Raw genomic sequence first — 13,623 nt, 5'->3', positions numbered from 1 at the left:
AAATGACAAACGAATTTGTATTAGAAGCAATCACAAGAGAATTTCCGGAATCTGTTATTTCAAGTTCAGAACCTTATGGGATGCTGACCATTGAAGTGAAGAAAGAAGATATCAAGAAGATCATTCACTATCTTAAAGATTCATCTTTGGAATTTAATTTCCTTACGGATATCTGTGGTATTCACTATCCTGAATTCCCTGAAAAGGAAATAGGTGTTGTCTACCATTTGCATAATATGATGGCCAATTTCAGATTACGTCTGAAAATATTCATGTCCAGAGAAAATATCGAAGTAGATTCCCTTACGGAGTTATATGCCGGAGCGAACTGGATGGAAAGAGAAACGTATGATTTCTATGGGATTAAATTTAAAGGACACCCGGATCTTAGACCTATTTTGAATATGGAAGATCTTGGATACCACCCAATGTTGAAAGAATATCGCCTTGAAGACGGTACCAGAACCGATAAGGATGATAATATGTTCGGAAGATAAAAATAATGCAATAAGCAATAAGCAACAAGCTTAAAGCCCATAGCCTAAAGCATTTAAATTATGAAAGATAACTCATTATCTAATATACTAAACCAGTACGAAAGTAAGGAACAGATTGACGGGCAGTTGTACACCCTCAACTTAGGACCTACCCACCCTGCTACTCACGGGATTTTCCAGAATATCTTAACGATGGACGGAGAGAGAATTCTGCATGCTGAGCAAACGGTAGGATATATCCACAGAGCATTTGAGAAAATTTCTGAAAGAAGAAATTACTCTCAGATCACTACCCTTACAGACCGTATGAATTACTGTTCTGCACCCATCAACAATTTAGGTTGGCACATGACAGTAGAGAAACTGATTGGCGTTAAAGTTCCAAAGCGTGTAGACTATATGCGTGTTATCTTAATGGAGCTGGCAAGAATTGGTGACCACCTGATCTGTAACGGGGTAACCGGAATGGACTCAGGAGCTATTACAGGTCTTACTTATATGTTCATCGAAAGAGAACGTATTTATGATATGTACGAGCAGATCTGCGGAGCAAGGATGACAACCAATATGGGAAGAATTGGAGGATTTGAAAGAGATTTCACTCCTAAGTTCCATGAGTTACTGAAGGATTTCTTAAAAACCTTCCCGGCAAGATTCAAAGAATTCGGTACTTTATTAGAAAGAAACAGAATTTTTATGGACAGAACCATCGGTACAGGAGCTATTTCTGCCGAAAGAGCATTGAGCTATGGTTTCACGGGTCCCAACTTACGTGCAGCAGGTGTAGATTATGATGTAAGAGTTGCACAGCCTTATTCTTCATACGAAGATTTCGACTTTATTATTCCTGTAGGAACTTCAGGAGATACTTACGACCGTTTCATGGTTCGTCAACAGGAAATCTGGGAATCCCTTAAAATCATCAACCAAGCATACGACAACCTTCCGGAAGGACCATTCCACGCGGATGTTCCTGATTTCTATTTACCTGAAAAGGCAGATGTTTACAGCAAAATGGAGGCATTGATCTACCACTTCAAAATTGTAATGGGAGAAACAGATGTACCGAAAGGAGAAGTTTATCATGCTGTAGAAGGTGGAAACGGAGAATTAGGATTCTATCTTGTGAGCGATGGAGGAAGAAGCCCTTACAGACTTCACTTCAGAAGACCATGTTTCATCTACTACCAGGCATATCCTGAAATGATTACAGGTTCTGTAATTTCAGATGCCATTGTAACGATGTGTAGTATGAATATTATTGCGGGAGAATTAGACGCATAAAAAGAAGAGGTCAGACATCAGATTTCAGATGTTAGACTCTTCGCTTTACATATAAATTTAAAATCTGATGTCTGAAATCTGGCATCTGAAATCTTAGATAAAAAATGAGCGAAACAATAGCTTTTAAACCGGAAAGTTTAGCACAGGTACATAAAATTATCGCAAGATATCCTGAAGGAAGACAGAAATCTGCTCTTCTTCCTGTACTTCACTTAGCACAGAAAGAATTCGGAGGATGGTTAGATGTTCCTGTGATGGATTATGTTGCCGAACTATTAAGTATCCAGCCGATTGAAGTATATGAGGTGGCTACTTTCTATACCATGTTTAATATGAAACCTGTAGGGAAATATGTATTGGAAGTTTGCAGAACAGGACCTTGCATGGTTTGTGGAAGCGAAAAAATCCTTGATCATATCAGAACCAAGCTGAATATTAAAGATGGGGAAACTACCGAAGACGGCATGTTTACACTAAAACCTGCTGAATGTCTTGGAGCATGTGGATATGCGCCAATGCTGCAGTTAGGGAAATTCTTTCATGAAAATTTGACAATAGAAAAAGTAGATGAGATCCTTGAGCTTTGCAGACAGGGACAACTTGCTTTAGACTAATAGAAATTCTGAATCTTAGATTTAGATTTTTACATTATTCACTTAACGTTTAATAATAATTAATGCAGGAAGCCAAAAGCCGATTGCAATAAGCAAATAACAATGAGTAAAAAACTTTTACTTAAAGACGCACATATAGAAGGTATTCGCTACTTTGAAACGTACCGTAAACAGGGAGGTTATACAGCAGCTGAAAAAGCCTTGAAGATGACTCCTGACGAAATTCTTGAAGAAGTAAAAGCTTCAGGACTAAGAGGACGTGGTGGAGCTGGATTCCCAACAGGAATGAAATGGAGCTTTTTGGCTAAGCCTGAAGGCGTTCCAAGACACCTTGTTGTGAATGCTGATGAATCTGAGCCTGGAACATTCAAAGACAGATACCTAATGGAATTCCTTCCTCATTTATTGATCGAAGGAATGCTTATTTCATCTTATACTTTAGGTTCTAATGTTTCATATATTTACATCCGTGGAGAATATTCTTGGATTCCGGATATTTTAGAAGAAGCTATTGAAGAAGCTAAAGCTGCAGGATTTTTAGGTAAAAACATTCTAGGAACTGGTTTCGATTGTGAAATTTATGTTCAGAGAGGAGGTGGAGCTTATATTTGTGGTGAAGAAACTGCATTGCTTGAATCTCTTGAAGGAAAGAGAGGTAATCCAAGACTAAAACCACCATTCCCAGCTGTAAAAGGACTTTGGGAAAGACCAACGGTAGTAAACAACGTTGAATCTATTGCAGCGATTGTTCCAATTATTGATATTACAGGAGCTGAATATGCTAAAATTGGAGTAGGAAGATCTACAGGTACAAAATTGATTTCTGCTTGTGGGAACATCAACAAACCGGGTGTATATGAAATCGATATGACCATCACTGTAGAAGAATTTATTTACTCTGATGAATATTGCGGTGGTATTAAAGACGGAAAAAAATTAAAGGCTTGTATTCCGGGAGGAAGTTCTGTTCCAATCGTTCCAGCAAATTTATTGTTGAGAACCGTGAATGGAGAGCCAAGATATATGAACTATGAATCATTGTCAGATGGTGGTTTTGCTACCGGAACAATGATGGGTTCAGGAGGTTTCATCGTTTTAGATGAAGACCAGTGTATTGTAGAACATACCATGACATTGGCGAGATTTTATCACCATGAAAGTTGTGGACAATGTACACCTTGCCGTGAAGGAACGGGATGGATGCACAAGATTTTGAAGAAAATCGAGAAAGGAGAAGGAAAAATGGAGGATATCGATTTACTTTGGGATATCCAGAGAAAAATCGAAGGAAATACCATTTGCCCATTAGGTGATGCAGCAGCCTGGCCGGTTGCAGCAGCAATCCGTCACTTCAGAGATGAATTTGAGTGGCACGTGAAAAACCCTGAGTTGGCACAAACTCAAAATTATGGATTGGCACATTATGCAGATCCTATTCCGGCTGTTGAAAAAAATGCTTAGTTTAAAATGAAGAAGTTATTAGTTGTTGGCTTAATGATGTCGAATTTTGTATTTGCACAGAATAAGAAAACAGATACTGCAAACTATAATAGATCCGTTGAAGAGGATTTGTCATATGTAGCAAGTGAGAAACAACAGATTAAAGCTGAAAGAAAGGAAAAGCCTTTACCATTAAGCAAGAAAGGTCAGGTTTTCGTATTTTATGGATGGAACAGAGCGGCTTATAGCAATTCTGATATCCATTTTACCGGAAACGGATATGATTTTCAACTGAATAATGTAACAGCACAGGACAGACCTACAAAATTCGGAATTGTCTATTTTGATCCAAGCTGGTTTACTGTAACGCAGTATAATTTCAGAATAGGATATTTCATTAAAGACAATTTAGCTTTGGTACTTGGGATAGACCATATGAAGTATGTAATGGATCAGAACCAGACTGTAGGTTTCAAAGGTCATATTTCAGATCCTGAATATGCAGCAATGGTTCAAAACGGGCAGGTTAATCTTGCAGATGAGAAGTTCCTTACTTTCGAACATACAGATGGACTTAACTACGAAAACTTAGGTCTTGAGAAATACAAAAATCTTGTTCATAAGAAAAATATAGATTTAGTATGGTCTTATGGAGCAGGAATCGGGTTTATGTTTCCGAAAAGTAATGTAAAACTTTTTGGAAATGAAAGAAGTGACCGTTTTCACGTTGCAGGGATGGGAACCGATATCAGATCCAGTATTAACTTAGTTTTCTGGAAAAACTGGATGCTGAGAGTAGAAGGAAAAGCCGGTTATATTAATATGTGGGATATTAAAACTACATTAAATAACAAACCTGATAAAGCACGCCAGGATTTTGTTTTCGGACAGGTTCTGGGAGGAATTGGATATACATTTAATACGAAGAAATATAAATAACAAAGCCTATTGCTTAACGCATAAAGCTTAAAGCATATCATATGAGCGAAGAAGTTAAAAAATTCAAAATAACTATAGACGGACAAACTGCTGAAGTGATGCCTGGTACTTCCATTCTGGAAGCTGCAAGACAAATCGGTGGAAAATCTGTACCTCCTGCTATGTGCTACTACAGCAAGTTAGAGACCAGTGGAGGGAGATGTAGAACATGTCTTGTAGAAGTTTCTAAAGGGTCTGAAGCAGATCCTCGTCCTATGCCAAAATTAGTAGCAAGCTGCAGAACTAATGTAATGGATGGGATGGAAGTAAAAAACCTTACTTCTGAGAAAGCGCAGGAAGGAAGAAAAGCCGTTACCGAGTTCTTATTGGTCAACCACCCGCTGGACTGCCCTGTTTGTGATCAGGCTGGAGAATGTCATCTTCAGGATTTGGGTTATGAGCACGGAAATCTTCAGACAAGAACTGAATTTGAAAGAAATACTTACGAAGCTGATGATCTTGGACCGAACATCAAATTGAATATGAACCGTTGTATTCTTTGTGCAAGATGCGTATTAACAGCTAATCAACTTACAGAAACAAGAGAGCACGGTATCCTTTTCAGAGGAGACCACGCGGAAATTTCTACTTATTTAAATAAAGCTTTAGACAATGACTTCATCGGAAACGTTATCGACGTGTGTCCGGTAGGAGCATTAACAGACAGAACAGCACGTTTTACAAGCAGAGTTTGGTTCACAAAACCAATGAATGCTACTTGTAAATGTGATAAGTGTTCTGGAAAAGCTGTAGTATGGATGAAAGGTGACGAAATCGTAAGAGTAACTGCAAGAAAAGACCAGTGGGGTGAAGTGGAAGAATTCATCTGTGATACATGCCGTTTCGAAAGAAAAGCATTATCAGACTGGAACATCGAAGGTCCTAGACATATTGACAGACACTCTGTAATTTCATTGAACCACTACGAAAAACCTAAGGATGAGCTAAGAGTTTTAGACAATCCTATGGCTAAAGAAATCAGTGAAAAAGACGAAAAATAATTAATAAGACATCAGATTTCAGATACCAGACTTCAGACAACAAATTAAATCTGACATCTATTATCTGACATCTTAATATCTAAATAAAAATGGATTTACTTACATTTAAACTTATACTTGTACTAGCACTTTTCCTGCTATCGTTAACGATTGCAGCCTACTCTACCTGGGCAGAAAGAAAAGTTGCCTCTATCATGCAGGATAGAATTGGTCCTAACAGAGCCGGACCTTTCGGATTACTGCAGCCTCTTGCTGATGGTGGAAAGTTTTTCTTCAAAGAAGACTTTACACCGGCCAACGCAGAAAGATTCCTTTTCGTATTAGGGCCAGCATTGGTGATGTTTATTTCATTGATTACAGGAGCTGTTATTCCTTGGGGTAAAAGTTTAAATATTGCAGGTACTTCTTTTGATCTTCAGGTAGCTAACATTGATGTTGGTGTACTTTTCATCATCGGAATGGCTTCAATTGGGGTTTACGGAATTATGATCGGAGGTTGGGCTTCCAACAATAAATATTCACTATTAGGTGCTATCCGTGCTTCTTCTCAGATGATTTCTTACGAATTGGCAATGGGATTAGCACTTCTTTCTATCATTATGATGACAGGAAGTTTAGATTTAAAAGAAATTACTGAAAGCCAGACTACTGGAAAATTATGGGGCGTGATTCCTTGGGTTTCCGGTATGAACTGGAATATTTTCTACCAGCCGATCGCTTTCCTTGTTTTCTTTGTAGCAGCATTGGCAGAAACCAACAGACACCCTTTCGATTTACCTGAATGTGAATCTGAATTGGTAACAGGATACTCTACAGAATATTCTTCCATGAAATTAGGTTTATATATGTTCGGGGAATACGTGAACATGTTTATTTCCAATGCTTTCATGGTGGTTCTTTTCTTCGGAGGATACAACTATCCTGGTATTGAATGGGTAACTCAGAACTGGGGTGAAAACGCAGCAGGAATCCTGAGCGTTGTAGCATTCCTTACGAAAACTGTAATCGGAATTCTGATCTTCATGTGGATCAGATGGACGCTTCCAAGATTCAGATACGATCAGTTAATGCACTTAGGATGGAAAACATTAATCCCAATGGCATTGGTAAACCTATTAATTACAGGAGCTGTAATTTTAGCATTTGCAAACTAAGAAATTTGAAAATGAGCTGATTTGAAAAGTTGATAATAAAAAATCAAAGCTTTATCTTTAGCCTATCATATTCAATCATCAATATTAAATAATTAAGATAACAGACAAGATTAGTCTAAAATCTAATGTCTCACATCTAATATCTATAATTAAATGAAACTTACAAACAGATCAAAAGTTGTTTCCAACAAAGAAATGACCCTTGCTGAAAAAATCTACCTTCCTGCCATCTTTACAGGGATGGGGATTACATTTAAGCATGCTGTAAGAACCGTGATAAAGGGTGCTCCCGCAGTATATTCGTATCCGGAAGTACAGAAGCCGAGAACAACCATCTGGAGAGGCCAGCACGTTTTGAAAAGAGACGAGGAAGGCAGAGAAAGATGTACAGCTTGCGGACTTTGTGCGGTAGCTTGTCCTGCAGAAGCCATTACGATGACCGCTGCTGAAAGAACTAAAGAGGAAAAAGGCCTTTACAGAGAAGAAAAGTACGCTTCAGTATATGAAATCAATATGCTAAGATGTATTTTCTGCGGTATGTGTGAAGAAGCTTGTCCTAAATCTGCCATCTATCTTACAGACAGATTGGTAGATGTGGAAACCAACAGAGGTTCTTTCATCTATGGAAAAGATAAATTAGTTGAAAAAATAAATGAAAGGATTGATATCACGACAAGACAATCCGAGAAACAAAAAAATGCGGTAAAATAATGGATCAGTTTTTATTTTTCTTGGTGGCGTTTTTAGCAGTGGCAAGTGCAGTTTACTTTGTATTTGCAAGAAATCCTCTCTATGCTATTTTGTCATTGATTGTTACGATGTTTTCAATTGCAGGTATGTACGTTCTTCTGAATGCACAGTTCCTGGCAATTATCCAGATCATAGTGTACGCAGGTGCTATCATGGTACTTTTCCTTTACATCCTGATGATGCTTAACCTTAATAAAGGAGACGAAAGTAAGAAGAACAATACTTTAAAGTTTGTTGGAGTTTTTACAGCAGGTATTCTTTTAGTAGGTGTACTTGGAGTTTTCAGAGGCGTACAGGACAACCACATTGTTGTTGAGAATGTAGACAGAGGTATTGGTCTTACAAAAAATCTGGGTAGACTTTTGTTTAATGAATATGTTTTACCGTTTGAGCTTGCTTCCATCCTAATTTTGGCAGGTATTGTAGGCGCGGTATTAATCGGTAAAAAAGATTTATAAAATTATGGGAGAAGTAAATACATTTATACAAAGCATCCCTTTGGAGTACTTCATCATTCTTTCATCAGTATTGTTCTGTTTGGGAGTAATGGGAGTATTGCTTAGAAAAAATGCTATTGTGATTCTGGGCTGTGTAGAGCTTATGCTGAATTCTGTAAACCTTTTATTGGCAGCTTTTTCAGCGTATAAAGGCAACGGCGACGGACAGCTTTTAGTTTTCTTCATTATGGTAGTGGCTGCTGCTGAAGTAGCAGTAGGTTTGGCAATTATTGCTATGCTATATAGAAATACCCGTTCTGTAGATGTGAGTATATTTAATAAATTAAGAGGATAAGAATGGAGAATTTAGTATATGCAATAGTACTTTTACCACTTTTAGGGTTTCTTATTAACGGTTTATTCGGGAAAAATCTTCCAAAAATATTGGTTGGATCTTTGGCTACAGCAATGGTTTTCGGGTCATTCTGTATCGCTGTAAGTCTTTTTATGAATTTCAATTCTGAAAGCCAGCCTGTAATCGTAAAAGCTTTTGAATGGTTTAGAGTCAATGGAATTCAAATCAATTTTGGATTTCAGATTGATCAGCTTTCTTTAATGATGGTGATGATCATTACAGGTATCGGTTCACTGATTCACTTATACTCTATCGGATATATGAGTCATGACAAAGGATTCTATAAGTTCTTTACTTATCTGAATCTTTTCATCTTCTCTATGTTACTTTTAGTAATGGGAAGCAACTACCTTATCTTATTCATCGGATGGGAAGGAGTAGGTCTTTGTTCTTACCTGTTGATCGGATTCTGGTATACCAACGAAGAATACGGTAAAGCAGCAAGAAAAGCTTTCATCATGAACAGAATTGGTGACCTTGCGTTATTGATCGGTATCTTCATGATCGCTTCTCAGACCAATGCTGTAGATTATCTTTCTGTAGCAGAAAACGCTTCAAAATTTGAATTAGACGGAACAGTGATTATCTTTATCACAGCGAGTTTATTCATCGGTGCTACCGGTAAATCTGCTCAGGTTCCATTATATACATGGTTACCGGATGCGATGGCTGGGCCAACTCCTGTATCAGCGTTGATCCACGCGGCAACGATGGTAACTGCTGGTATCTATTTGGTAGTAAGATCAAACTTCTTATTTACCTTAGCACCTACAGTACAGGGAGGAATATTATTGATCGGATTCTTAACTGCTGCTTTGGCAGGATTCTATGCACTTCGTCAGAACGACATCAAAAAAGTATTGGCTTACTCTACCGTTTCACAGCTTGGATTCATGTTCATTGCTTTAGGTCTTGGAGCATATACTACAGCGATGTTCCACGTAATGACGCACGCATTCTTCAAGGCTTTATTATTCTTGGGTGCCGGTTCTGTAATCCACGCAATGAGCAACGAGCAAGATATGCGTTTCATGGGAGGTCTTAAAAAATATATTCCTCTTACCCACGCTACATTCCTTATCGGGACATTAGCCATCTCAGGTTTCCCTTTACTATCAGGGATGATCTCTAAAGACGAAATTTTAGTAGCAGCTTTCGCTAAAAACCCTATTTACTGGGTCATCTTATTTGCTTTAGCGGCAATGACTGCAACCTATATGTTCAGACTGTATTATTTGACATTCCACGGAGAGTTCAGAGGTACTGAAGAACAGAAACACCACTTACATGAAAGCCCGTCAAATATGACATTACCATTGATCGTATTGGCTATTCTTTCTGTAATCGGAGGTTTCATCAACTTGCCACACTTCATCGGGCACGGGCATTATGCCAAACTGATGGAATGGTTAAAGCCTGTTCTTACGGAACAAAGCTACAGCCAGATGGAAGCTACTCTTTCAGGAGTACCTTTCAATACTGAAATGATCTTATTAGCAGCTACAGTGATTATGTTCTTCTCTGTATGGTTCATCGTTAGAAATACCTATCTGGGTAAGAAAAAGATGGCTGTTGCAGAAGAAAACTATACCGGATGGGAAAAGCTTTCTGCTAAAAAATTATACGTTGACGAACTTTACAACGCATTGATTGTAAAAACTGTTGAAGGATTAGGACGCGGAGGAAAGATGTTTGATAAGGGGATCTTAGACCGTTTTGTAAACTTTGTAGGTGATGGTGCTGAAGACAGCGGAAAAGCTATGAAGCGTGTTCAAAACGGAAATGTAGAGACGTATATCCTTATCATGTCTTTAGCTGTGGGAATTATATTAATTGTTAACTTTTTATTACAATAATAATGTCTTGTTTATTATTAACATTATTACTATTACCTCTAGTAGGTTCGGGATTAGTTTTTGCATGGAAGAGTAATTCCAGCAAATATTTGGCACTGGGAATTGCTTTGATTCAAATGCTTCTTACATTTTATATACTTTCGGATTTCGATTTTACTCCGACAGTAGATAGTGTATTGCAGCATGAGATCAATTATCCTTGGTCACAATTTATGAAGAGTTCTCTTCACTTCGGTATCGATGGGATGAGTATGCTTCTTTTATTATTGACCAATATTCTGGCTCCAATTATTATTTTATCATCTTTCAACGAAAATGTAAACTATAGAAATACATTCTACGGACTGATTCTATTGATGCAATTCGGTCTTGTAGGAGTGTTCACTTCTTTAGACGGATTGTTATTCTACATTTTCTGGGAAGTAACTTTGATTCCAATTTGGTTTATTGCCGGACTTTGGGGACAAGAGAATAAAAGGTTTGAATTCACTACGAAATTCTTCGTATATACATTCGTTGGATCTTTGTTTATGTTAGCCGGATTGATCTATGTGTACAACCACTCTGCATCATTCGCTTTAACAGATTTATATAATGCCCAACTGAACGAAGTACAGCAGACTGTGGTATTCTGGTTTATTTTCTTTGCTTTTGCAGTGAAATTACCGGTATTCCCTTTCCATACATGGCAGCCTGATACCTATACCTACTCTCCTACTCAGGGATCGATGTTGTTATCAGGGATCATGCTTAAAATGGCAGTATACGGTGTAATGCGTTATTTACTACCCATCACTCCGCTTCCGATAGCAGGAATTTCAGGACAGATTGTGATCATCCTTGCCATTGTAGGAATTGTTCATGGTGCGTTGATCGCTATTATCCAGACGGATATGAAGAGAATCATTGCGTATTCATCTTTCTCTCACGTAGGATTGATGGTCGCTGGTATCTTTGCTTCAGCAGTAGTTACCCTTAGAGGAACTTTCACTGTTGAAGGTGCAGAAGGAGCTTTGGTACAGACTTTCGCTCACGGTATCAACGTAGTGGGATTATTCTACTGTTGTGATATTTTATACAAGAGATTTAAATCAAGAGACATCAGACAAATGGGTGGGTTAGCTAAAGTAGCTCCCAAATTTGCTGTATTGTTCCTGATCATTATATTAGGGTCAATGGGAGTTCCATTAACGAATGGATTCATCGGAGAATTTATTTTGTTGAAATCTGTTTATGATTTTAACGGAACAGCAGCAGTAATTGCTGGTCTTACGGTAATTCTTTGTGCGGTGTATTTATTGAGATTCTACGGAAAAGCAATGTTTGGAGAAGGAGATGAAGCCGTTTTAAGTACAGCAAAAGATGTATCGGCTGTGGAATTTTCAGTACTGGCAAGTTTAGCGGTTTTTGTGATCTTACTAGGTATTTTCCCACAACCGGTAATCGACATGGTGAGTAGTTCAGTGAAGTTTATCTACACGGCGATGGCTAACTAAAAAATTAAAAGATTTAAAAATTAAAAAATTAAGAGATTCGAGAGAATAAAGATAAAAGGCGAAGAGATAATAGACAGGAACTTTTGAACTGAAAATTATAACTCTAAACATTGAACTTTAAACTTCAAATCTCACATCTCAAATCTATATTATGAGTGTTTTAATTATTGTTTTCCTAACGGCAGTTATTGCGTTATTTTCAGGAGTTTTTGAACAAGGAAAATTCGCAAGATACATTGGGATTTTGGGATTAATCATTGCATTGTACGTAAGTTTTATGCCGGAATGTTCGTTCTTCGACCATTACAAGCATATGTATGAGTACAGTGATAATACAGCGTTATTCACTAAAATATCAATTGTAACAACATTATTATTGTTCTTCCTGGGAGGTTTTGCATTCAGCAACCACAGAAGCCACCAGTCAGAATTATATGCATTAATGCTATTTGCATTATGTGGAGGGATCATCCTTTTCGGATATCAGAACCTTGTGACGATGTTCCTGGGAATTGAAATCCTTTCCATTCCATTATATGTAATGGCTGGAGCTAACAAAACTGATCTTAGATCTAACGAAGCTTCTATCAAATATTTCCTTATGGGTGCATTCGCAACAGGTTTCTTACTGTTCGGGATTGCGTTCATCTACGGAAGTACAGGAAGTTTTGACCTTTACAAGATTCATGATTTTGGAGTAGCTAATTCAGGGAATGTAATGTTCATCTTAGGAGTATTACTGATTCTTTGTGCATTGGCATTCAAAGTAGCTTTAGCGCCTTTCCACATGTGGAGTCCTGATGTATATGCAGGTTCTCCTTCATTGATTACAGCTTTCATGGCGAGTGTAGTAAAGATCTCAGGATTCTTTGCGCTGTTCAGATTGATGACTCTTGGTTTCACTGGAGTTACTCATGAATGGATAAATGTTTTAGGAGTATTCTTAATCATTACTTTACTTTTAGCAAACGTTATGGGTCTTGCTCAGACAAACGCAAAAAGAATGTTAGCGTACTCTTCAGTATCTCACGCAGGATATATCGGATTGGTATTCTTCGGAATGACCAGCCTTTCTACTTATAACCTTGCCTTTTATTTATTTGCTTATTCTTTATCTACAGTAGGAGTTTTCATGTGTCTGATCTGGGTAGAGAAATTAAAGAGAGAGACTTCTTTCGGAGCATTCAAAGGATTGGCAAAAACTGAACCTTTACTAGCAACAGCAGCAGCAATCTCTATGCTTTCAATGGCAGGAGTTCCGTTAACAGCTGGTTTCATGGGGAAATTTGCTTTATTCTCCCAGGCTATGAACGGTGCAGCTTTCTTAGTATTAGTAGCTGTGTTAGGTTCTGCCCTATCTATCGCTTATTATTTAAGACTGATCATTGCCATGTTCTTCTTTAAAGAATCTACATTCAAATCTTCAGAAAAAGTAACACTTACTTACAATATCATTGCCGTAATTATAATTGCTTTGATTATTGTCCTTGGGGTTTTCCCTGATTTATTTGCAAGAATGTTCGGGTTGTAAAATCTGAATTTTAAATATACTAAGCACAACTTTTCAGTTGTGCTTTTTATTATAGTAATTGTAATATGAAATGAAACCAGAATAGTAAAAATGATCTGATTCATATAAAAATCAATAAAATTTATTAATCAGTAATGCTATGATACCTCTTCTCAAAAAAGAGCAATGAA

Annotated in this window: 13 protein-coding genes; all 13 read left to right on the top strand. The window is 37.6% G+C overall.

Features of this window, described 5'->3' with window-relative positions; all coding sequences use genetic code 11:
* Positions 1-2: 2 nt before the first annotated feature.
* The 13 genes from GFU89_RS18820 (at position 3) to GFU89_RS18760 (ending at position 13,453) form a co-directional block, all read left to right on the top strand.
* Positions 3-497 carry an NADH-quinone oxidoreductase subunit C gene (locus GFU89_RS18820; protein ID WP_047424001.1) on the top strand — a complete coding sequence of 165 codons (495 nt, stop codon included), beginning with the start codon at positions 3-5 and terminating at the stop codon, positions 495-497.
* 60 nt (positions 498-557) lie between these two features.
* Positions 558-1,781, top strand: a complete 1,224-nt coding sequence (gene nuoD / locus GFU89_RS18815) for an NADH dehydrogenase (quinone) subunit D (protein WP_103234090.1) — start codon at positions 558-560, stop codon at positions 1,779-1,781.
* Between the two features lie 104 nt (positions 1,782-1,885).
* Positions 1,886-2,395, top strand: coding sequence for a complex I 24 kDa subunit family protein (gene nuoE / locus GFU89_RS18810; protein WP_047377758.1), 510 nt, complete (start codon positions 1,886-1,888; stop codon positions 2,393-2,395).
* A gap of 102 nt (positions 2,396-2,497) precedes the next feature.
* The gene (gene nuoF / locus GFU89_RS18805) at positions 2,498-3,856 is read left to right on the top strand and encodes an NADH-quinone oxidoreductase subunit NuoF (protein WP_318848601.1); all 1,359 of its coding nucleotides are present in this window, start codon (positions 2,498-2,500) and stop codon (positions 3,854-3,856) included.
* A 6-nt stretch (positions 3,857-3,862) separates the two neighbouring features.
* Complete coding sequence (locus GFU89_RS18800; protein ID WP_318848600.1) at positions 3,863-4,774, top strand: hypothetical protein; 912 nt, start codon at positions 3,863-3,865, stop codon at positions 4,772-4,774.
* 41 nt (positions 4,775-4,815) lie between these two features.
* Complete coding sequence (locus tag GFU89_RS18795) at positions 4,816-5,814, top strand: 2Fe-2S iron-sulfur cluster-binding protein (RefSeq protein ID WP_318848599.1); 999 nt, start codon at positions 4,816-4,818, stop codon at positions 5,812-5,814.
* 89 nt (positions 5,815-5,903) lie between these two features.
* The gene (gene nuoH / locus GFU89_RS18790) at positions 5,904-6,968 is read left to right on the top strand and encodes an NADH-quinone oxidoreductase subunit NuoH (RefSeq protein ID WP_124530867.1); all 1,065 of its coding nucleotides are present in this window, start codon (positions 5,904-5,906) and stop codon (positions 6,966-6,968) included.
* A gap of 153 nt (positions 6,969-7,121) precedes the next feature.
* Positions 7,122-7,679, top strand: a complete 558-nt coding sequence (locus tag GFU89_RS18785; RefSeq protein WP_040996950.1) for a NuoI/complex I 23 kDa subunit family protein — start codon at positions 7,122-7,124, stop codon at positions 7,677-7,679.
* Entirely contained in the window at positions 7,679-8,176 is a 498-nt protein-coding gene (locus GFU89_RS18780) for an NADH-quinone oxidoreductase subunit J (RefSeq protein WP_318848598.1), read from the top strand. The genes GFU89_RS18785 and GFU89_RS18780 overlap by 1 nt, the downstream gene beginning before the upstream one ends.
* 4 nt (positions 8,177-8,180) lie before the next feature.
* Positions 8,181-8,510, top strand: coding sequence for an NADH-quinone oxidoreductase subunit NuoK (nuoK, locus tag GFU89_RS18775; protein ID WP_047494345.1), 330 nt, complete (start codon positions 8,181-8,183; stop codon positions 8,508-8,510).
* 2 nt (positions 8,511-8,512) lie between these two features.
* Positions 8,513-10,426 carry an NADH-quinone oxidoreductase subunit L gene (gene nuoL, locus GFU89_RS18770; protein WP_318848597.1) on the top strand — a complete coding sequence of 638 codons (1,914 nt, stop codon included), beginning with the start codon at positions 8,513-8,515 and terminating at the stop codon, positions 10,424-10,426.
* Positions 10,427-10,428: 2 nt separating this feature from the next.
* Positions 10,429-11,922, top strand: a complete 1,494-nt coding sequence (locus GFU89_RS18765) for an NADH-quinone oxidoreductase subunit M (protein WP_318848596.1) — start codon at positions 10,429-10,431, stop codon at positions 11,920-11,922.
* 151 nt (positions 11,923-12,073) lie between these two features.
* On the top strand, positions 12,074-13,453 hold the full coding sequence (locus GFU89_RS18760; protein WP_318848595.1) for an NADH-quinone oxidoreductase subunit N: 1,380 nt from the start codon (positions 12,074-12,076) through the stop codon (positions 13,451-13,453).
* Positions 13,454-13,623: the final 170 nt, after the last annotated feature.

The sequence above is a fragment of the Chryseobacterium sp. JV558 genome, from assembly GCF_033712365.1.
Classification (GTDB): domain Bacteria; phylum Bacteroidota; class Bacteroidia; order Flavobacteriales; family Weeksellaceae; genus Chryseobacterium.
Note: the sequence above shows the minus strand (reverse complement) of the source record. Positions and strands in the feature narration are given on the sequence as shown.

What these genes read in the sequence shown, in the direction of transcription:
- nuoF (WP_318848601.1), top strand. Translation starts at nt 2,498, where the DNA reads ATGAGTAAAAAACTTTTACTTAAAGACGCACATATAGAAGGTATTCGC.
- GFU89_RS18795 (WP_318848599.1), top strand. Translation starts at nt 4,816, where the DNA reads ATGAGCGAAGAAGTTAAAAAATTCAAAATAACTATAGACGGACAAACT.
- GFU89_RS18765 (WP_318848596.1), top strand. Translation starts at nt 10,429, where the DNA reads ATGTCTTGTTTATTATTAACATTATTACTATTACCTCTAGTAGGTTCG.
- GFU89_RS18800 (WP_318848600.1), top strand. Translation starts at nt 3,863, where the DNA reads ATGAAGAAGTTATTAGTTGTTGGCTTAATGATGTCGAATTTTGTATTT.
- GFU89_RS18785 (WP_040996950.1), top strand. Translation starts at nt 7,122, where the DNA reads ATGAAACTTACAAACAGATCAAAAGTTGTTTCCAACAAAGAAATGACC.
- GFU89_RS18760 (WP_318848595.1), top strand. Translation starts at nt 12,074, where the DNA reads ATGAGTGTTTTAATTATTGTTTTCCTAACGGCAGTTATTGCGTTATTT.
- nuoK (WP_047494345.1), top strand. Translation starts at nt 8,181, where the DNA reads ATGGGAGAAGTAAATACATTTATACAAAGCATCCCTTTGGAGTACTTC.
- nuoL (WP_318848597.1), top strand. Translation starts at nt 8,513, where the DNA reads ATGGAGAATTTAGTATATGCAATAGTACTTTTACCACTTTTAGGGTTT.
- GFU89_RS18780 (WP_318848598.1), top strand. Translation starts at nt 7,679, where the DNA reads ATGGATCAGTTTTTATTTTTCTTGGTGGCGTTTTTAGCAGTGGCAAGT.
- nuoH (WP_124530867.1), top strand. Translation starts at nt 5,904, where the DNA reads ATGGATTTACTTACATTTAAACTTATACTTGTACTAGCACTTTTCCTG.
- GFU89_RS18820 (WP_047424001.1), top strand. Translation starts at nt 3, where the DNA reads ATGACAAACGAATTTGTATTAGAAGCAATCACAAGAGAATTTCCGGAA.
- nuoD (WP_103234090.1), top strand. Translation starts at nt 558, where the DNA reads ATGAAAGATAACTCATTATCTAATATACTAAACCAGTACGAAAGTAAG.
- nuoE (WP_047377758.1), top strand. Translation starts at nt 1,886, where the DNA reads ATGAGCGAAACAATAGCTTTTAAACCGGAAAGTTTAGCACAGGTACAT.